The organism is Arthrobacter sp. P1_D4, assembly GCF_056406115.1.
Window position 1 is genome coordinate 254,047 of sequence record NZ_JBFUAU010000013.1, and the last position, 20,170, is coordinate 274,216.

General features: G+C 66.5%; 13 protein-coding genes. 11 read left to right on the plus strand and 2 right to left on the minus strand.

Going from position 1 to position 20,170, the window contains the following annotated elements:
• Window positions 1-299: 299 nt before the first annotated feature.
• The 6 genes from AC1D0A_RS14545 (at window position 300) to rlmB (ending at window position 5,524) form a co-directional block, all read left to right on the plus strand.
• Complete coding sequence (locus AC1D0A_RS14545) at window positions 300-782, plus strand: CarD family transcriptional regulator (RefSeq protein WP_026266570.1); 483 nt, start codon at window positions 300-302, stop codon at window positions 780-782.
• A 201-nt stretch (window positions 783-983) separates the two neighbouring features.
• Window positions 984-1,829: a 2-C-methyl-D-erythritol 4-phosphate cytidylyltransferase gene (gene ispD / locus AC1D0A_RS14550; RefSeq protein WP_476946103.1), complete on the plus strand. Its 846-nt coding sequence runs from the start codon at window positions 984-986 to the stop codon at window positions 1,827-1,829.
• Window positions 1,826-2,344, plus strand: a complete 519-nt coding sequence (gene ispF, locus AC1D0A_RS14555; RefSeq protein ID WP_243181856.1) for a 2-C-methyl-D-erythritol 2,4-cyclodiphosphate synthase — start codon at window positions 1,826-1,828, stop codon at window positions 2,342-2,344. Before ispD ends, ispF begins: the two co-directional genes overlap by 4 nt.
• A gap of 120 nt (window positions 2,345-2,464) precedes the next feature.
• Window positions 2,465-2,824, plus strand: coding sequence for a hypothetical protein (locus AC1D0A_RS14560; protein WP_079552067.1), 360 nt, complete (start codon window positions 2,465-2,467; stop codon window positions 2,822-2,824).
• A gap of 115 nt (window positions 2,825-2,939) precedes the next feature.
• Complete coding sequence (gene cysS, locus AC1D0A_RS14565; RefSeq protein ID WP_243181857.1) at window positions 2,940-4,388, plus strand: cysteine--tRNA ligase; 1,449 nt, start codon at window positions 2,940-2,942, stop codon at window positions 4,386-4,388.
• Window positions 4,389-4,522: 134 nt separating this feature from the next.
• Entirely contained in the window at window positions 4,523-5,524 is a 1,002-nt protein-coding gene (gene rlmB, locus AC1D0A_RS14570) for a 23S rRNA (guanosine(2251)-2'-O)-methyltransferase RlmB (protein ID WP_028276342.1), read from the plus strand.
• A 304-nt stretch (window positions 5,525-5,828) separates the two neighbouring features.
• On the opposite strand, the gene AC1D0A_RS14575 is transcribed toward rlmB, so the two are convergent.
• Window positions 5,829-6,632 carry a carbon-nitrogen hydrolase family protein gene (locus AC1D0A_RS14575; protein ID WP_243181858.1) on the minus strand — a complete coding sequence of 268 codons (804 nt, stop codon included), beginning with the start codon at window positions 6,630-6,632 and terminating at the stop codon, window positions 5,829-5,831.
• 115 nt (window positions 6,633-6,747) lie between these two features.
• Between AC1D0A_RS14575 and glgX the strand changes: the two genes are divergently transcribed.
• Window positions 6,748-8,862, plus strand: coding sequence for a glycogen debranching protein GlgX (gene glgX, locus AC1D0A_RS14580; protein WP_476946104.1), 2,115 nt, complete (start codon window positions 6,748-6,750; stop codon window positions 8,860-8,862).
• Between the two features lie 22 nt (window positions 8,863-8,884).
• Window positions 8,885-9,241 (plus strand): barstar family protein, encoded by a 357-nt coding sequence (locus AC1D0A_RS14585; protein WP_079552073.1) that lies wholly within the window; start codon window positions 8,885-8,887, stop codon window positions 9,239-9,241.
• Between the two features lie 45 nt (window positions 9,242-9,286).
• Here the strand turns inward: AC1D0A_RS14585 and glgP are convergent, their stop codons facing one another.
• Window positions 9,287-11,905, minus strand: coding sequence for an alpha-glucan family phosphorylase (gene glgP, locus AC1D0A_RS14590; protein ID WP_243181860.1), 2,619 nt, complete (start codon window positions 11,903-11,905; stop codon window positions 9,287-9,289).
• Window positions 11,906-12,056: 151 nt separating this feature from the next.
• Between glgP and AC1D0A_RS14595 the strand changes: the two genes are divergently transcribed.
• The 3 genes from AC1D0A_RS14595 to AC1D0A_RS14605 are packed head-to-tail and all read left to right on the plus strand — an operon-like array spanning window position 12,057 to window position 19,658.
• Window positions 12,057-14,129: an alpha-1,4-glucan--maltose-1-phosphate maltosyltransferase gene (locus tag AC1D0A_RS14595; protein WP_476946105.1), complete on the plus strand. Its 2,073-nt coding sequence runs from the start codon at window positions 12,057-12,059 to the stop codon at window positions 14,127-14,129.
• 5 nt (window positions 14,130-14,134) lie between these two features.
• Window positions 14,135-15,931, plus strand: coding sequence for a maltose alpha-D-glucosyltransferase (gene treS / locus AC1D0A_RS14600; RefSeq protein WP_243181862.1), 1,797 nt, complete (start codon window positions 14,135-14,137; stop codon window positions 15,929-15,931).
• Window position 15,932: 1 nt separating this feature from the next.
• Window positions 15,933-19,658: a 1,4-alpha-glucan branching enzyme gene (locus tag AC1D0A_RS14605; RefSeq protein ID WP_476946106.1), complete on the plus strand. Its 3,726-nt coding sequence runs from the start codon at window positions 15,933-15,935 to the stop codon at window positions 19,656-19,658.
• Window positions 19,659-20,170 lie beyond the last annotated feature (512 nt).

Genomic DNA, 20,170 nt, shown 5'->3' on the forward strand with positions numbered 1-20,170 from the left:
TTGAGAGTCTTGAAACATTATTCAGCCATAGCCTAGCCGCAATCGGCCGCAAACAAGGATTCGGCGACTACACACAAGCGCGGCCACGTGTGCTCCTCCGGCGACGGGTCCCGGCTCGGCGGGGGACGGAAACCTCTTGGCAGTTAGGGCCGCAGGCACTATTATCCGCATTCGTCAAGGGGTTTGAGGGGGCGGATTGCGGCCATTTCCCCCGGATTCATGCGGTTCCAGGCACCTTTTGATGCCAGTTGTATGCCTTAATCGTGATAAACTGGTCTGCGGGAAAGGGGAATGTCCACATGGTTTTTGAGGTCGGCGAGACAGTAGTTTACCCTCACCACGGTGCAGCCAAAATTGAAGAAATCAAGATGCGCACCGTCAAGGGCGAAGAGAAGATGTATCTCAAGCTCAAGGTGGCTCAGGGTGATCTGACCATTGAAGTTCCAGCAGAAAACGTTGACCTGGTAGGGGTTCGGGACGTAGTGGGCAAGGAAGGCTTGGAGCACGTGTTCGATGTGCTGCGGGCCGAGTTCACTGAAGAACCCACCAACTGGTCGCGTCGCTACAAGGCAAACCTGGAAAAGCTTGCTTCCGGTGACGTCATCAAGGTAGCCGAGGTCGTCCGTGACCTCTGGCGCCGTGATCACGACCGGGGTCTCTCCGCGGGAGAGAAGCGCATGCTGGCCAAGGCCCGTCAGATCCTGATTTCGGAACTGGCACTGGCTGAGAAGACTGATGAAGAGAAGGCTGCAAGCGTTCTCGACGAGGTCCTGGCTTCCTAGCACAGGGCCGGCCCAACGGGGCCGGCGCAGATTAAGAATCGAACCCCGGTGGCGTCAGCCGCCGGGGCTTCTTTTTGCCCTTTTCAGCGGCCGCCCCCTCCGTTGCGCTATCAGTTGAGGTCCCTTTGAGTTGAGCGCTCCAGGGCAGCCACAACCAGGGCAACGGGATGGTCCGAGGCGCGGGGACGTAGTCTTGTGCCCATGGATACTGCACCGACGAATACGTCACAGGCGAATACGTCACAGCCCGGTCCCGCCACGGCGGTCATAGTTGTAGCCGCCGGCTCCGGCCAGCGCCTGGGCTACGGCATGCCGAAAGCAAAGGTGCCTCTCGGCGGGGACACCATCCTCACCCACGCCCTTCGCGGTGTGGTGGCTGCCGGGATCGCACAGCAGATCTGCATTGCGCTCCCCCCGGGTGACACTGAGTTGCGGGCGCTGTGCGAGGCCTTCACGCAGGAGCTTGCGGCCGGGCAAGCCGGAGCAGCGTCGGGCAACGGCGTCCGGGTTCCCGTCGTGACGGTCGTCGACGGCGGTGCGGACCGCGCCGATTCAGTCCGCGCCGCGATGGCGGCCCTCCTGCCCGATATCGAATCGGTGCTGGTCCACGACGCCGCCCGGGCGCTGACGCCTGAAGCCGTCTTTCACCGCGTGGCAGCGGCGCTCGGCGCCGGTGCATCGGCCGTCATCCCGGTGATACCGGTCGTCGACACCGTCAAGACCGTGGAACCGACCACCGGCGACGGCGCCGCGGTGGCCCCCGAGCTGGTCACCGGGACGGCGCCCCGGGAGTCGCTCCGCGCCGTGCAGACACCGCAGGGATTCGCGCTGAGCACCCTCAAGCGCGCCCACGAGGCTGCCTCCGGGTTCGACGCCGGCCAGGCCGCCCTCGTCACGGACGACGCGATGCTTGTGGAGCTCATCGGGGTCCCGGTCCACGCTGTACGCGGCGCCAGCCAGTCCCTGAAGATCACCACGCCCCTGGACCTGATCCTGGCCGAAGGCCTTCTTGAAGGACCCCTGGGCTTGCGCTGGGTGGAGGGATGAGCATGTCCGCCAACCCGCCAGTCGTTCCCCCGGTCATTCCCCGGACCGGGATCGGCATCGATGTCCATGCCTTCGCCGCCGAGGAGGAGCCGCAGCCGCTGTGGCTCGGCGGCCTCTTCTGGGAGGGGGAGCGGGGTCTGTCCGGCCACTCAGACGGCGACCCCGTGGCCCATGCCGCCGCCGACGCGCTCTTCTCGGCCTGCGGGATCGGGGATCTGGGCACGCACTTCGGTACGGACCGTCCCGAATATGCCGGAGCATCCGGCGTGACCCTGCTGGCCGAGGCCGCCAGGATTGTTCGCGCCCACGGATTCGAAATCGGCAACATCGCCGTTCAGTTCGTGGCGAACCGGCCAAAGTTCGGCCCGCGGCGGGAGGAATCCCAGCAGGTCCTCAGCGCTGCTGCCGCGGCGCCGGTGAGCGTCACGGCCACCACGAGCGACGGGCTCGGGTTCACCGGCCGCGGCGAGGGGATCTCAGCCGTGGCTACAGCGCTCGTGTATCCGGCAGGCTAATCACCGCAGGTTAAGCACGGCAGGCTAATCACCGCAGGTTAAGCACAGCCGGCCCCGGTCCCCTACGCTTGAGGGAAGACCCAAGCGAGACACCCGTTCCGAACTGCCAGGAGACCTGCCGTGAAGAAGCTGCTGACCGCCGTCGTACTCGTGGCAGGGACCATGCTGAGCGGCTGTGCCGCCTCCACGACAACGCCCCAAACGCCTAGCGCCACTCCGAAGCTCAGCGTCGAGGAAAGCTGTAAGTTCCTCAACACCGACACCTTCGTGCCCTCCGGGAGCGCGAAGGAGCAGGCAGGGCAGATTGGCCAGCACTACCAGGAAGTTGCGGACAAGGTAGCGCCGGAGGTGGGCGCCCCGATCCAGCAGATGGCCGAGATTATGAAGCAGGTTGCGGCGAGCCCTACGGGAACCAAGACGGATCAACAGACGGCCCAGCTCACGGAGCAGATCAACAAGATCGGCCAATACTGCAAGTAGGCCACTGCACCGGCCGTCTCCGGCGGCTGGCCTGCCGGCCTGCGCCGTGCCGGCCTGCGCCGTGCCGGCAAAGCCGCGGGTCAGGCCCCGGAGCGCCATCGGCTAATCTGGAGCGGTGACCCTGCGCTTTTACGACACTGCATCCGCCGAAGTCCGCGACTTCGTCCCCCTGGTACCTGGCAAGGTGAGCCTGTACTACTGCGGAGCCACCGTCCAGGGCATGCCACACGTCGGCCACATCCGCTCGGCCATTGCGTTCGACCAGCTGACCCGCTGGTTGCAGTACCGCGGTTTCCGGGTGACGGCAGTCCGCAACGTCACCGACATCGACGACAAGATCCTTGCCAAGTCGGCCGCCTCGTTCGGCGCCGACTTTGAAGACGAGCCAGGAGCCCTCCGCAACGAGGAATGGTGGGCCCTGGCCTACCGCTACGAGCAGGAATTCCTCAAGGCCTATGACACCCTGGGCGTCTCCCGCCCCACCTATGAGCCCCGCGCTACCGGCCACATCCCGGAAATGCACACCCTCATCCAGCAGCTGATCGACCGAGGCCACGCCTACCCGGCTCTGGACGACTCCGGCGACGTCTACTTCGACGTGCGTTCCTGGTCCAAGTACGGCTCGCTGACGCGGCAGAAACTCGACGACATGCAGGGCGCCCCGGACGCGGACCCCCGCGGCAAGAAGGACCCCCGCGACTTCGCGCTGTGGAAGGGCTACAAGGACGGCGAGCCGACGACGGCGAGCTGGTCCTCCCCGTGGGGCGCCGGCCGCCCGGGCTGGCACCTCGAATGCTCGGCCATGGTCACCAAGTACCTCGGCACCGAGTTCGACATCCACGGCGGCGGCCTGGACCTGCGCTTCCCGCACCACGAAAACGAAATGGCGCAGTCCCAGGCGGCGGGCCACGGCTTCGCGAACTTCTGGATGCACAACGGCATGGTCACCTACGCCGGCGAGAAGATGTCCAAGTCCATCGGCAACACCGTCAGCCCGGCCGAAATGCTCGAACTCGCCCCGGCCCGCGTGGTCCGCTACTACCTCGGCCAGGCGCAGTACCGCTCGGTCCTGGACTACCAGCCGACGTCGCTGCAGGAGGCGGCCGCCGCCGTCGAACGGATTGACGGGTTCATCAGCCGCGCAAGCCGGGTCCTGCCCGACCCGGGACCGGATGCATCCGCTGGTTCTGTCCCGGAAGCTTTTGGGGTGGCCATGGACGATGACCTCAACGTTCCGCAGGCACTGGCAGTGCTCCACGAGACCGTCCGTGCCGGCAACACGGCTCTCACCGACGGCGACCTCGACGCCGCGGGTCTGGCGCTGGCCAGCGTCACCGCCATGCTGGACGTCCTCGGCCTCAACGCCACCGCAACGCCGGCGGCCGACGACCAAGCCAACACCGCACTTGGCGTCCTGGTCGAGGCTCAGCTGGAGGCGCGCGCCCACGCCCGGGCCGCCAAGGACTGGGCAGCGTCCGACGCCATCCGGGACACGCTGGCCGCAGCCGGCGTCGTCGTCGAGGACGGCCCGGACGGGGCGAGCTGGAGCCTGAAGCGCGGCTAAACCCCGTTGCCGGCGGCCGGTGAAGTGGGCCGCCGTCGTCCCTTCCGGGCCACCCCGAAATCGTGGATTTTACTCGAGTCAGTAGACTGGAGGTCAGACTTGTCAACGAATCGCGTATTTAAAGGGTGAAACTCATGGCCAACAACGGTCGCCGCTCGGTCAAATTGAAGAAGGGCCCCTCCGTCGGAACCGGCGGTCACGGCCGCAAGGCTCTGGAGGGCAAGGGCCCCACGCCGAAGGCGGAGGACCGCCCCTACCACAAGGCGTTCAAGAACAAGCAGCTCGCCGAACGCTCCGAGGCCAAGCGCGCCAGCGGAAGCCGCACTACCAGCGCCGCCGCCCGCACCGGCCGCTCCGGTCCCAAGGGTCGCGCCACCGAAGAGGTCGTCACCGGGCGCAACTCGGTGGTCGAAGCCCTGCGCGCCGGTATCCCGGCCAAGGCCCTGCATGTCGCAGTCCGCATCGAAATGGACGACCGCGTCAAGGAATCCCTGAAGCTGGCCGCCGAACGCGGCATCCCGCTGATGGAAACCGGCAAGCCCGAGCTCGACCGGATGACCGACGACGCCATCCACCAGGGCCTCGTGCTGCAGATCCCGCCGTATGAATACCAGGACGCGTACGAGCTCGCCGAAGAAACCCTCGAGGCCTGGAAGAAGGGCCACGTAGCCAACGCCCCGCTCTTCGTCGCGCTCGACGGCATCACCGATCCCCGAAACCTCGGCGCGATCATCCGCTCCGTCTCGGCTTTCAGCGGCCACGGCGTCGTAGTCCCGGAGCGCCGCTCCGTGGGCGTCACCGCCTCGGCCTGGAAGACCAGCGCCGGTGCCGCCGTCCGCGTCCCCGTCGCCCGCGCGGCCAACCTGAACAACACGCTCAAGGCGTTCAAGAACATGGGGATCTACGTCCTGGGTCTCGACGGCGACGGCGACGTCTCGCTGCCCGAGCTCACCCTGGCCACCGAACCGGTATGCATCGTCGTCGGGTCCGAGGGCAAGGGCCTGAGCCGCCTGGTCCGCGAAAACTGCGACCAGATCGTCTCCATCCCGATCGACTCCGCCATGGAATCCCTCAACGCCTCCATGGCCGTCGGCATCTCCCTCTACGAAATCTCCCGCCAGCGCGCCGCAAAGTAGTCCTCGAGCGGCCGCAGGCGGCCTTACTCGGTTCTGGTCGGCGATGCGCTCCTTAGCAAAACTCCGGTCCCGTCTCCGACGCTCCCTCACCTTTGGTCGTAAAACGTCAAACGCTCCCTCACCTTTCGCGGTAAACGGCTAAGCGCTCCCTCACTTCTTGTGGGGGAGCGCTTCGGTTAAACGTGCGAAACGTGGTGGAGCGTTTCCGTTTAACGTGCCAAAAGTGAGGGAGGGTTTTTGGCTGAACCAGCCCGGCGGTTGGTGACCGCGGGACGTAACCATTGCGAACTTGGCCGATAGTGACTTAGAACTTGTGGCGGTTGGCCAGGACCGGGAGTTTGGTGCGGGCTTCCAGGACGGTGGCGGTGTCCAGGTCGGCAAAGAGAAGGCCGGGGGCGCCGTCGAGCTCTTCGAGGACGTCGCCCATGGGGGAGACCACCACGGAGTTCCCGACGCCGGTGGGGGCGGAACCCTTGACCGGGTGACCCACGCTGGCGGGGTCGCCCTGGCCGCAGGCGAGAATCAGGGTGGTGGAGTCCAAGGCGCGGGCGCGGGCCAGGAGCTTCCACTGCTCGGCCTTGCCGGGGCCCGAGCCCCAGGAAGCGCACACAATGTTGACGTCGGCGCCGAGGTCCGCGTTTTCCGTGAACAGGTCCGGGAAACGGACGTCGTAGCACGTGGCGAGGCCGAACGTCACGCCGTCGAGCTCGAAGGTGACGGGGGCCGTGCCGGCGTCAACCGTGTCCGACTCGGCGAAACCGAAAGCATCGAACAGGTGGATCTTGTCGTAGCTGGCCTCGAGGCCGCGGCCGGTGACCAGCAGGGTGTTGCGCACCTTGGCGCCGTTGCCGGCGGTGCCGGGAGTGAACATGCCGGCGACGATCACCAGGCCGAGCTCTGCGGCGAGGTCACGGACGCGGGATGCCCACGGGCCGTCCAGCGGCTCTGCGATATCCAGGAGCGAATTGCCGAAGGCCCGCATGGTGGCTTCCGGGAATACCACGAGGTCCGCGCCGCCGGCCTTGGCCTGGCGCGCGTAGGCGTCCACGAGGTCCAGGTTTGCGGCCACGTCACGGCCGGTAATGATTTGGGCTAGTGCAACGCGCACAATTACCTCCAACTCGGCGCTCCATTACAGTATGCAGTGCGGCGGTCCGTACACTGCAAAACGTCATGAAAACGAAAACGGGGGCCATTTGTCTGGCCCGGCTAAGCTTTAAGCAATGGTTATGTCTTACATAGATACCGCTTCCACCGTAGACGCTTCGCGGGCGTTTCCGCTGGGGATCAGCGTTCCACATACCGGGTCGCCGGCAGTGGACGATCCCCGGGGCGCGTTCGCCAACGTGGCCGTCTACGCGCCCGGCGTAACCACGCTGGAGATCGAATATCAGGCGCCCGGGGGAACCTGGCAGGTGAAGACCCTGCCCAACGTCACCGACGGCGTCCACCACGGAATTGTTGAGGGCATTCCCGCCGGCTCGCGCTATGGCTTCCGGTCCTCCCCGGAACACGAGGCCCTCCCGCTGTCCATGCCCGCCACGGATTTCGATGCCGCCGGCGAGCAGCCGCTGCTGATGGACCCCTACGGCCGGGCCGTCGACGAACGCGAGGGGCTGATCACCAGCGTCCGGGTCGGTAACGACTTTGACTGGGGTCTGGACCGCAGCCCGCGGGTCCCGTGGCGCAACACGATCGTTTACGAGGCCCACGTCCGCGGCCAGACGAAGCTGCACCCGGACATTCCGGAGGACCTGCAGGGGACGTATGCCGGGATGGCCCACCCGGCCATGATCGAGCACCTGATCTCGCTGGGCGTCACGGCGGTCCAGCTCCTGCCCGTGCATTTCCACGTGGACGAGCCGCACCTGCAGCAGCTCGGGCTGACGAACTACTGGGGCTACAACACGGCCGCGTTCTTCGCCCCGCATCCCGGCTACGCCACCGAGGCCGCCCAGGCCGCCGGCGCCCACGCGGTCCAGGACGAGTTCAAGGGCATGGTCAAGCTGCTGCATGCCGCCGGACTCGAAGTCATCCTCGATGTCGTCTACAACCACACCGCCGAGGGCGGCACGGACGGCCCCACCCTGAGCTTCCGTGGCCTGGGCGAAATGCAGTACTACCGCAACGACGGCCACGGCAGGTACGTGGACACCACGGGCTGCGGCAACAGCCTGAACTTCGGCGAACCCCGCGTCGTGCAGCTGGTGCTGGATTCCCTGCGCTACTGGGTGAGCGAGTTCCACATCGACGGGTTCCGCTTTGACCTCGCCGTCACACTGTGCCGCAACAGCGCCAACGAGTTCGATCCGCGGCACCCCTTCCTCGTCGCCGTGGGAGCCGATCCGGTCCTGTCCGGCGTCAAGCTGATTTCCGAACCCTGGGACGTGGGCTACGGCGGCTGGCAGACCGGCCGGTTTCCCGCCGGGTGGGTGGACTGGAACGATCATTTCCGCGACGCCGTCCGCAGCTTCTGGCTCGCCGACCGCGCCGCGATCGACGGCGGTGGCAGCGGCGGCCCGGTGGCCCGCCTCGCGGACGCCCTCTCTGGTTCCGCCCGGCTGTTCGAGTCCTCGGGCCGGTCCCGGCTTGCCTCGCTGAACCTGATCACGGCCCACGATGGCTTCACCCTGGCCGACCTGACGGCCTACGACCGCAAGCACAACGAGGCCAACGGCGAGCAGAACCGGGACGGCCACGGCGATAACCGCAGCTACAACCACGGCTTCGAGGGCCCCACTGAAGACGGCGACATCCTCGCCCGGCGCGCCCAAAGCAGGCGGAACCTGATGGCCTGCCTGATGATTTCCCAGGGCGTACCCATGATCACTGCCGGGGACGAGATCTGCCGGACCCAGCAGGGGAACAACAACGCCTACTGCCAGGACAATGCACTGACCTGGATCGACTGGACCAGCACCACGGAATCCCATGCGATGCTGCGCACCACCAAGCGCGTCATCCGGCTGCGCAAGGAGTTTCTGGCCAGCCAGCCGCATGATTACCCGGCGCGTGACAACCAGTCCTACTTCCACTGGTTCGATGTGGACGGCCAGCCCATGTCCGCCGACACGTGGCATGACCCCGGCCACCGGGTGATCCAGCTCCTGCTCGGGTCCGACGACGGGCACGTCGACGGCCTCGTGGTGGTCAACGGCGGCGCCGACGACGTCAAGGTCACCTTGCCTCGGCTGAGCAATGAGGACGGCACCGGGCACCGGCTCTTCGAACTCCGCGTGACGACGTCCGAACTCCATGACCGGCGTCAGGGCGCCCGCGTCGCCTCCGGTGAGCGCGACCTCGTCCAGGCCAACACGATCAATATCTACCGCACCTAAATAATTCGAGATTAAGGACCCCATGAAGATTTACTCGGCAGAGACCTGGACCATCGAAGAACTCACGGCGCAAATCGGCGACGCCGGCCGGCGCGCCCTGGTGGTCCCCGCCGCCGACACCAAGCAGGCGGTCCTGGACACGTTCGGCGAGCTCCTGGACGTCCCGGAGGACTACGGCACGGACCTGGATGCCCTGCACGATTCGCTGCACGACGTCGCGGATGCCGTGACGGACGACGGCGAGGCCCCCGTCACGTTCATCTGGCAGGTGCCTGCCGCGCTCCGCGCGGACCGCTCCTTCGGCGTCATCTGCGAAACGCTGCAGGACGCCGAAGGCTACGCCGGCAAGAGCCTGGACGTCATCGCCGTCTGCCTCTAAAGAGAGCCAGCACGCCACGCGGTGACGGTCAGGCCGCGGTGACGGTCAGGCGTTGACGATCAGGCCCAGCTCCGCTTTTGAGGCCAGGGCACCGTTCTTGGGGAGCACACGCACGGTGTAGCCGAAGGACCCCGAACGGTCGATCACCAGCGTGCCGCTGAAGAGGTGCCGGCCCTTGCCGAGGTCTTCGGCGGCCTTGAGCTCCGCGACCGTGATGTCCGTCAGCTCGTCGGTGTCCTCGGCCCGGCCGTAGGCCACCTCAACATAGACGTCGTCCGGTGAAAGCTCACGCAGCGCCACGTACGCATTTACCTGCAACAGATCGCCGATCTGCGGGTCCTCGGAGACCCCCACCGAGTCGACGTGTTCGACCTGGATGTGCGGCCATGCGGCCCGGACCCGTGAGCTCCATGCCGCCAGGGCCTTGGCCTGGGCGTAGTTGTCCGCCACAGCGTGGCGCCCTGCGATCGCGGCGGGCCGGTACAGGACGTTGACGTAGTCCCGGAGCATCCGTTCCGCGGAAACCGCCGGGCCCAGGTGGGACATGGTGTGCTTGATCATCGAAACCCAGTGCGTAGGAACGGCCTGCGGGCCGGGCTGGGACGGTCCGGCAGCGCCCGCGGCGTCGGACACGGTCAGCCCGTAGAACCGCGGCGCCACCTGCGTTTCGAGCAGCTCGTACAGTGCCGCCGCCTCGATGTCGTCGCGTTCCTCCGGGGAGGCGTCGTTGTTGGCCGTCGGAATCGCCCAGCCGTTCTCGCCGTCGTACATCTCATCCCACCAGCCGTCCATGACCGAGAGGTTCAGCGAACCGTTCAGGGCAGCCTTCATGCCGGAGGTACCGCAGGCCTCCAGGGGGCGCAGCGGGTTGTTCAGCCACACATCGCAGCCGGGGAACAGGGTCCGGGCCATGGCGATGTCGTAGTTGGGCAGGAACGCGATCCGGTGCCGCACGGCGGGGTCGTCGGTGAACCGGACGAGGTCCTGGATCATCTTCTTGCCGGCGTCGTCCGCCGGGTGGGACTTCCCGGCGATGACCAGCTGGATGGGGTGCGTCTTGTGCAGCAGCAGCGCCTTGAGCCGGTCCGGGTCGCGCAGCATCAGGGTCAGCCGCTTGTAGGTCGGCACGCGGCGGGCAAAGCCGATGGTCAGGACGTCCGGATCCAGGACGGAGTCCGTCCACGCCAGCTCGGCGTCGGCCGCGCCGCGCTTCTTCCACGCGGCCCGGAGCCGGCGCCGGACATCCTCCACCAGGGACACCCGCATCTCCCGCCGCAACGCCCAGAGGTCCTCGTCGGTGACGTTGTAGGCCAGGTCCCACCGGCCCTGCGCCTCCGCCTCGGCACCGAACTGGTCCCGCGCCAGCGCGGCGATGCGGGGGTCCACCCAGGTGGGGACGTGCACGCCGTTGGTGACGGAGGTGATGGGGATTTCGGAGTGGTCGAAGCCCGGCCAGAGGGCGGAGAACATCCCGCGCGAGACCACGCCGTGCAGTTTGGCCACACCGTTGGCCCGCTGGGCCAGCCGCAGCCCCATCACGGCCATGTTGAACACGAACGGGTTGCCGTCGGCGAAGTCCTCGCGGCCCAGGTCCAGGATTTTGGCCACCGGCACGTCCGGGGCGAGGCCGGCTTCGAAGAAGTGCTGAATCTGGGAGATTTCGAAGCGGTCGATCCCCGCCGGCACCGGCGTGTGGGTGGTGAACACCGTGGACGCGCGCCCGGCGGCCAGGGCCTCCTCCCAGCTCAGCGGCGCCGCGCCGGACATCAATTCCTGGATCCGCTCGACGCCGAGGAACCCGGCGTGGCCCTCGTTGGTGTGGAAGACCTCCGGCGCGGGGACGCCCGTGAGCCGCTGGAACTCCCGCAGCGCCTTGACCCCGCCCATGCCCAGCAGGAGCTCCTGCTGCAGCCGGTGGTCTCCGCCGCCGCCGTACAGGCGGTCGGTGATGCCGCGGGCGGCCTCGTCGTTGCCCGGAACGTTGGAATCCAGCAGCAGCAGCGGCACACGTCCGACGTCGGCCCGCCACACGTGCGCCAGCAGGCGCCGTCCCTGGGGAAGCGGCAGCGAGATCTGGACCGGTTTGCCGTTGCCGTCCGGGGAGGCCTCGCGCAGGAGCGTCAGGGGCAGCCCGTCGGGGTCGAGGACCGGGTACGTTTCCTGCTGCCAGGCGTCCCGGGAGAGCGACTGCTTAAAGTAGCCGGCCTGGTACAGGAGGCCGACGCCGATCAGCGGCACGCCAAGGTCCGAGGCCGCTTTCAGGTGGTCCCCGGCCAGGATGCCAAGGCCGCCGGAGTACTGGGGCAGGACCTCGGTGATGCCGAACTCCGGCGAGAAGTAGGCGATGCATGCCGGCGCGCCGTCGCCCAGGCTCTGGTACCAGCGCGGCTGTTCCAGGTACCGGTCGAGGTCATCGGCCGCGGCGTGGACGCGCCGCACCACGTCCTGGTCCGCGGCGAGGCGCTGCAGCTCTTCCCGGCTCACCAGGCCCAGGAAGGTCACGGGGTCGTGGGCGCTCTCCGCCCAGATCCCGGGGTTGAGCCCCTCGAAAAGCTCCCGGGTGGGCCGGTGCCAGGACCACCGGAGATTGGTGGCGAGCCGGGCCAGCGGCCGGATCGACTCCGGGAGTACGGTTCGGACGGTAAATCTGCGGATTGCCTTCACCTGCGAAACACTAACGGACAAGTCGGTGCCCCGGAACTGCTTTAAGATTCTTTCCCGTAAATGACGGATATCACTCCGACCAGAACCGGAAACCTCCGGAAAACGTTCGAGGCCTTAGCATTCTGGCCGTTTTGTAGATAACGTCGAGGCTGTGACGAATAACTCGCGAACCAGCGCCGTGTCCAAGCAAAAGCCCAAGGCCCTGATCACGGATGGCCTTCGATTTGGCCGCTTTCCGATCACCGCCGTGCAGCCTTCGGTGGAGGGCGGAAAGTTTCCCGCCAAAGCCGTCGAGGGCCAAACCATTGTCGTGGGAGCCACCGCGTTCCGGGAGGGACACGACCAGCTCGGGGTCAGCGCCGTCCTGCTCGACCCCCGCGGCAAAGAGCGGCAGCGGGTCCGCCTCGCCCCGCCGCCCGGCCCCCGCGGAATGGGCACGGACCGCTGGGAGGGCCTCCTGACCCCGCCCGCCACTGGCAACTGGTCCTTCGTCATCGAGGCCTGGCACGACCGCTACGGCACCTGGCACCACAACGCCGAGGTCAAGGTGGAGGCCGGCATCGACGTCGAGCTCATGCTGTCCGAAGGTGCCGCCCTGCTGGCCGAAGCCTCCGAAGACGCCTCCCGCCCCTCCGGTGACCGCAGAACGCTGCGGATGGCCGTCGTCGTCCTCTCCGACACGTCCCGGACACCCGAGGAACGCCTCGCCGCCGGCTTCGGCGCCGACGTCGCCGCCGTCGTCGAACGCCAGCCCATCCGCGAACTTGTGACGGTTTCCGAGCCTTACCCGCTGCTGGTGGAGCGAAAGCTTGCCGGAGCCGGCGCCTGGTACGAATTCTTCCCCCGCTCCGAAGGTGCCGTGCGCAACCACGACACGGGGGAATGGACCTCCGGCAACTTCCGCACCGCCGCGCAGCGCCTCGACGCCGTCGCCGCCATGGGCTTTGACATCATCTACATGCCGCCGATCCACCCGATCGGCGTCCAGCACCGCAAGGGGCCGAACAACACCCTGATCGCCGGACCGCACGATCCCGGTTCGCCATGGGCCATCGGATCCCACGAGGGCGGCCACGACGCCATCCACCCGGATCTGGGCACCTTCGAGGACTTCGACGCCTTCGTGGCGCGGGCCGGTGAGTTGGGACTCGAGGTGGCCCTGGACCTGGCCCTGCAGGCCGCGCCGGACCACCCGTGGGTGCAAAGCCACCCGGAATGGTTCACCACGCGCGTCGACGGCACTATTGCCTACGCGGAGAATCCGCCAAAGAAATACCAGGACATTTTCCCGCTGAATTTCGACAACGACCCCGCGGGGCTGTCCAATGAAATTCTAAGGATTGTGATGCTCTGGGTCAGCCACGGCGTCAAGGTGTTCCGGGTGGACAATCCGCACACCAAACCCGTGTGGTTCTGGGAATGGCTAATCGGCAAGGTCAATAAGAAGCACCCCGACGTCGTCTTCCTCGCCGAGGCGTTCACCCGCCCGGCCATGATGCACGCTCTTGGCCGGGCCGGCTTCCAGCAGTCCTACACCTACTTCACCTGGCGGAACACCAAGGAAGAACTGGAGACGTACTTCCAGGAGGTCAGCCACGAGTCGGCGGCCTACTTCCGGCCGAACTTCTTCGTCAACACCCCGGACATCCTCACCGAATACCTGCAGTTCGGCGGCCCGGCGGCCTTCAAGATCCGTGCGGCCTTGGCCGCGACGGCAAGCCCCATCTGGGGGGTGTACGCCGGCTTTGAGCTTTACGAACACGTGGCGCGTCCCGGCGCCGAGGAGTACATCGACAACGAGAAGTTTGAGTACAAGGCCCGCGACTGGGACGCGGCGGCAGAATCGGGGCGCACCCTGGCCCCGTATCTGACCCGGCTCAACGCGATCCGGCGCGCGCACCCGGCCCTGGGGGATCTGCAGAACCTGACGATGCACCAGAGCTCGGACAGCTCCACCGTGGTGTACTCCAAGCACAAGACCCTCGCGGACGGGACCAAGGACACCCTGATCATCGTCGTCAACGTGGACCCGCACGGCACCCGGGAGAGCACGGTGTCCCTGGACCTGCCGGCGCTGGAACTGGACCCGGAGAACTTCACGCACAACGGCCGTTTCATGGTTGATGACCTGCTGACCGGCGAGAGTTGGGAATGGGGGGAGTACAACTACGTCCGCCTGGACCCGCACCTCGAGCCCGTTCACATCCTTAGCATCCGGAGGTAGTGCCAGTGAGTTTTAGCCCGCAGAACCCGAGCCAGCACTTCAGCCCGAGGGGGAGCTTTGAATTGAATGCCCCGGGCCTCCAGCACGATCCCCTCTGGTACCGCAAGGCGGTCTTCTACGAGGTCCTCGTCCGGGGCTTCGCCGACGGCAACGGAGACGGCTCGGGCGACTTCCACGGCCTGATCGAGAAACTGGACTACCTGCAGTGGCTCGGGGTGGACTGCCTCTGGCTCCCGCCGTTCTTCCAGTCACCGCTGCGCGACGGCGGGTACGACATCTCGGACTACAACTCCGTGCTGGACGAGTTCGGCACCATCAGCGACTTCAAACGGCTCGTGGCCGAGGCCCATGCCCGGGGCGTCCGGGTCATCATCGACCTTCCGCTGAACCACACCTCCGACCAGCACCCGTGGTTCCAGGAGTCGCGGAAAGACCCCGACGGTCCGTTCGGCGACTTCTACGTCTGGAGCGACACAGACGAGAAGTACGAAGATGCCCGCATCATCTTCGTGGACACGGAGGAATCCAACTGGACCTTCGACCCCATCCGCCGGCAGTTCTTCTGGCACCGGTTCTTCAGCCACCAGCCCGACCTGAACTTCGAGAACCCCAAGGTCATTGACGCGCTCTTCGACGTCGTGCGGTTCTGGCTGGACCAGGGCATCGACGGCTTCCGGGCCGACGCCATCCCGTACCTGTTCGAGGAGGAGGGCACCAACTGCGAGAACCTGCCGCAGACCCACGAATTCCTCCGCCAGCTGCGCCGGATGGTCGATGAAAGCTACCCGGGCCGCGTGATCATTGCCGAGGCCAACCAGCCGCCCGCCGAAGTGGTGGAGTACTTCGGCACCGAAGAGGAACCGGAATGCCACATGGCGTTCCACTTCCCGATCATGCCGCGGCTGTACTACGCGCTGCGGGACCAGAAGGCAGCACCCATCATCGAGACGATGAAGGACACGCCGGACATTCCCGAAGGCGCCCAGTGGGGCACGTTCCTGCGCAACCACGACGAACTGACGCTGGAAATGGTCACTTCTGACGAACGCGCCGCGATGCTCGGCTGGTACGCGCCGGATCCACGCATGCGCGCCAACATCGGCATCCGGCGCCGGCTGGCCCCGCTGCTGGATAACTCCCGCTCCGAGATCGAGCTCATCAACGCCCTGCTGCTGTCCCTGCCCGGCAGCCCGTTCCTGTACTACGGGGACGAGATCGGCATGGGGGACAACATCTGGCTCGAGGACCGTGACGCGGTCCGCACCCCGATGCAATGGAACCCGGACCGGAACGCCGGGTTCTCCCACGCCGACCCCGGCAAGCTGTACCTGCCGGTGATCCAGTCGCTGGTCTACAACTACAGCATGGCGAACGTGGAGGCCGAGGCCGCCCATTCGGGGTCCCTGTTGCGCTGGACCAGGCAGATCCTGAGCGTCCGCAAGAACCACCCCGCCTTCGGACTCGGCGGGTTCAAGCACGTGGAGGCTGACCACGACGTCGTCCTGGCCTATCTGCGTGAACTCCCCGAAGGCAACGCTGCCGGCGCGGACGCCGAGACCATCCTGTGCGCCTTCAACCTCTCCCAGCACCCCGTGGCGACGACGCTGCGCGTGCCCGGCTTCGCCGGAAGGGGCCTCCGGGACGTCTTCGGCGGCCAGGCGTTCCCGGGCATCGGCGAGGACGGAACGCTGACTCTGACCCTGGGCAGCCACGATTTCTTCTGGTTGCGGATCCGTTCCGCCGCCTCCAACCCGGCATCCCCGTTCACGCAGGCGATGCCCGTCCTGTCCATCGAGGGTTGAGATGACGCGACCAGCCCTTCCCCCGGCCTTGAGCGGACTGCTTGGCGCCTGGCTGCCGCGCCAGCGATGGTTCCCTGTCAAGACCGCCGAGTTCACCTTCGAACCGGCGGGCGGCCTGCGCCTGGAGACCGGCGCCGGCGGGGCCACGTTCGAGGTGTTGCTGGTCGCGGTGTCCTACCCCACGCCCGGCGGCAGCCGCACCGACGTCGTCCAGGTGCCGCTCAGTTTCCGGCCAGAACCCCTGCCGGGGGCAGAACGCGCGCTGATCGGCGAACTTCCCGGAACGCGCGCTGATGCAGCCCACCAGTGGGTGTACGACGGCGTCCACGACGCGTCCTTCGTCGCCGCCTGGCTGGAGCTCATGCGGCACGGCGCAACGACGCCGTCGGGCAACGCCACCGGCCACCTGGTGGAGTCCGGCTACAGCCTTCCGTTCGCAACAGGCAAGGTCAAGGTACTCTCGGGCGAGCAATCGAACAGTTCGGTGATCGTCGACGACGAGGACGGCGGCACAGTCGCCATCGTGAAGTTCTTCCGGGTGCTGTCCGAAGGCCAGAATCCCGAGGTTGAAATCGGTGCGGCGCTGACTGCGGGGCACACCGCGGAGGTCCCGGCAACCCTTGGCTGGGTGGCCGGCGAGTGGGAGGTGCCGGCGCCCGCAGCAGGGGCGGAGCCGTCGGGAACCGCCCGTCCTGCCACTGTCCGTCCCGCCTCCGGCGAACTCGCTGTTGCGCACGAATTCCTCGCCGGCGGGCTCGATGCGTGGCGGCTCGCCGTGGACGCGGCCAGCCGGGGGATCGGGTTTGCTGCCGAAGCCCACGCGCTGGGCGCGGCGACAGCCACCGTGCACCGCAGGCTCGCCGAGGCCCTGGGCACAGCCGCCGAATCTGCGCCGGGGCAGGACATCGCGCCGGGAGTGGCCGAGCGCGTCCGTCAGTCCTGGGCCCAGGCCGGCCAGGCCGTCGGGCCTTACGAAGAAGCCCTGGACGGTCTCCTCGGCCGGCTCGAGGGCACCAGCGCCGGCCCGCTCCAGCGTATCCACGGCGACCTCCATCTCGGGCAGATCCTGCAGGTGCCCGGCAGCATGGTCCCGGGCGAGCCGGGGGCCCCACCGCGCTGGGCCATCCTTGACTTCGAGGGCGAGCCCCTGCGCCCCATCTCCGAGCGCAACTTCCCGGACGTCGCTCTTCGCGACGTTGTCGGCATGCTGCGGTCCTTCGACTACGCCGCCGGCGCCGCCGTCCGCGAAAACCCTGGAGCCGTGGTGCCCGGGACCTGGGTGGATGGCTGCGCTGAGGCGTTCCTGGCCGGCTACGCCGACGTCATTCCCGGCAGCATCGACCGCGACTCGCCGCTCTTTGTGGCGCTGTGGCTCGACAAAGCCCTCTACGAAGTCATCTACGAACTAAGGAACAGGCCGGACTGGCTCTCCATCCCGGTGAACGCATCGCGTCGTCTCCTCGGCAGTACAGGTTCCGGCGTCGCCGCCGAAGCCGCAGCGGAAGGTATAAAAATGACAGGATCAGCACGTATCGATCGGCCCGGCACACCACTGCCCGTGGATGGCGAGACCCTTGCGAGGGTCTCCAGCGGCGAACACCACGCGCCCCACTCGGTCCTCGGCGCCCATCTCGATGACCATGGCCATGTCACCATCCGGACGGTCAAGCATCTGGCGGAAGCGGTCTCGGTCGTGACGTCGGCAGGTTCGACGCCCATGACGCACGAATCGAGCGGCGTATGGGTGGCCGTGATGGAGCCGCTCGAGCGCGGCCATGTGCCGGATTACCGGCTCGAGGTGACCTACAAGGACCACGAGCCCCAGATCATGGACGACCCCTACCGTTACCTGCCCACCGTCGGCGAAGTAGACCTGCACCTGATCGGTGAGGGCCGGCACGAGCGTCTGTGGGATGTCCTCGGCGCGCATGTGCAGCACTACAAGTCCTCGCTTGGCGACGTCGACGGCGTGTCCTTCGCCGTCTGGGCCCCGAACGCTCAGGCAGTCCGCGTCAAGGGTGACTTCAACGGCTGGGACGGCCGCGAACACTCCATGCGTTCCCTCGGTTCCACCGGTGTGTGGGAAGTCTTCATTCCCGGGGTTGTAGCAGGGGCGTGCTACAAATTTGAACTCAGGACCCGGCACGGATACTGGGTGGAAAAAGCGGACCCGCTGGCCTTCGGCACCGAGGTCCCGCCGCTGACGGCATCCCGGGTGGTGGAGCCCTCTTACGTCTTCAAGGATGCCGAGTGGATGCAGGCCCGCGCCGCCCGCGATCCGCACAACTCGGCCATGAGCGTCTACGAGGTCCACCTCGGTTCCTGGAAGGTGGGGCTGGGCTACCGCGAACTGGCCAAGGAACTCGTGGAATACGTCAAATGGCTCGGCTTCACCCACGTGGAGTTCATGCCCGTGGCCGAGCACCCCTTCGGCGGCTCGTGGGGCTACCAGGTCACCTCGTACTTCGCGCCGACCTCGCGCTTCGGGCACCCGGACGAATTCCGCCACCTCGTTGACGAACTCCACCAAGCCGGCATCGGCGTCCTCCTCGACTGGGTCCCGGCGCACTTCCCCAAGGACGAGTGGGCCCTGGCCCGGTTCGACGGCGAAGCACTATACGAGCACGCCGATCCCAACCTGGGCGAACACCCGGACTGGGGAACACTGATCTTCGACTTCGGCCGCAGGGAGGTGCGCAACTTCCTGGTGGCCAACGCCCTGTACTGGCTCGATGAGTTCCACATCGACGGGCTCCGCGTGGACGCCGTCGCCTCCATGCTCTACCTCGACTACTCCCGCGAAGAGGGTCAGTGGCAGCCAAACCGCTTTGGCGGCCGCGAAAACCTGGAAGCGATCTCCTTCCTCCAGGAGGTCAACGCCACGGTCTACAAAACCCACCCCGGCGCGGTCATGATTGCCGAGGAATCCACCGCATTCCCGGGCGTCACGGCACCCACGAGCGGCGGCGGCCTGGGCTTCGGCCTCAAATGGAACATGGGCTGGATGCACGACTCGCTCAAATACATGGCCGAGGACCCGTACAACCGCCGGTGGCACCACGGCACCATCACGTTCTCGATGGTCTACGCCTTCACGGAAAACTTCCTGCTGCCCATCAGCCACGATGAAGTTGTGCACGGCAAGGGCTCCATGCTGCGCAAGATGCCCGGTGACCGGTGGCAGCAGTTGGCAAACCTGCGCGCATTCCTGGGATATCAGTGGGCCCACCCGGGCAAGCAGCTGATCTTCATGGGCACCGAATTCGGCCAGGAAGCGGAGTGGTCGGAGCAGTACGGCCTGGACTGGTGGCTCGCGGACATCCCGGCGCACAACGGCATGCAGCTCCTGACCAAGGATCTCAACGAGCTCTACCGTTCCACGCCGGCGCTGTACGAGCGGGACAACCAGCCCGAAGGGTTCCAGTGGATCAATGGGGGAGATTCGGACCGCAATGTGCTGACGTTCATCCGCCGCGACGCCGACGGCAACCCGCTGGTCTGCGCCGTGAACTTCTCCGGCGGCCCGCACACGGACTACCTCCTCGGCGTCCCGACCACCGGCGAGTGGCAGGAAGTGCTCAACACCGACGCCGCCAGCTATGGCGGTTCCGGGGTGGAGAACACTGGAACCCTGACCGCGACGAAGGACGGCCTGGACGGACAACCGGCCATGCTCACCGTCACCCTGCCTCCGCTAGGGGCCGCGTACTTCAAGCCGCTGGGCTAGGAGCTAGGCGCAGCGCCCGGGCAGCAGGTCTGGCGCGCGTGGGGAAGTGTTTGCGAGAGGCCCGGAATCCCCGTGATTCCGGGCTTTTCTGCACCGTCTTCGGCGCCGCTTTGTCAGCCGGTCCAAGTGGTGGTAGAGTTTATTTCCGCGCTGCTCCCCGGAGTTGAACGGCCACCAAGACCCAGAAGCCTATGGCAAGAATGAGTCTGGATCGCCGATTTGACTAGGGTGAAGCGGCCGGGTAAGTTTGAAAAGTTGCTCCGGAGCGATCCTTGACTGATTGTTGGTTGTGGTGGTGCCGGGTGTGTCTGTTGTTTGAGAACTCAATAGTGTGCCAAGTTTGTTGATACCAATTTATTGTAYTGAATTGGTTGAATTTGCCGGGCCCGCCACCCCGTGGTGTGGTCTGGTGTTTTTGGCTGGTTTCAAATTTTGTGCAGCGTGTGTGTCCCGTTTTCCCGGGGGCGCATGTTGTGTCTGTTTTACTTCAACGGAGAGTTTGATCCTGGCTC

Excerpts from the sequence above, each read along its gene's own strand:
- AC1D0A_RS14545 (WP_026266570.1), top strand. The coding sequence starts at position 300 with ATGGTTTTTGAGGTCGGCGAGACAGTAGTTTACCCTCACCACGGTGCA.
- ispD (WP_476946103.1), top strand. The coding sequence starts at position 984 with ATGGATACTGCACCGACGAATACGTCACAGGCGAATACGTCACAGCCC.
- ispF (WP_243181856.1), top strand. The coding sequence starts at position 1,826 with ATGAGCATGTCCGCCAACCCGCCAGTCGTTCCCCCGGTCATTCCCCGG.
- rlmB (WP_028276342.1), top strand. The coding sequence starts at position 4,523 with ATGGCCAACAACGGTCGCCGCTCGGTCAAATTGAAGAAGGGCCCCTCC.
- glgX (WP_476946104.1), top strand. The coding sequence starts at position 6,748 with ATGGTTATGTCTTACATAGATACCGCTTCCACCGTAGACGCTTCGCGG.
- AC1D0A_RS14585 (WP_079552073.1), top strand. The coding sequence starts at position 8,885 with ATGAAGATTTACTCGGCAGAGACCTGGACCATCGAAGAACTCACGGCG.
- AC1D0A_RS14605 (WP_476946106.1), top strand. The coding sequence starts at position 15,933 with ATGACGCGACCAGCCCTTCCCCCGGCCTTGAGCGGACTGCTTGGCGCC.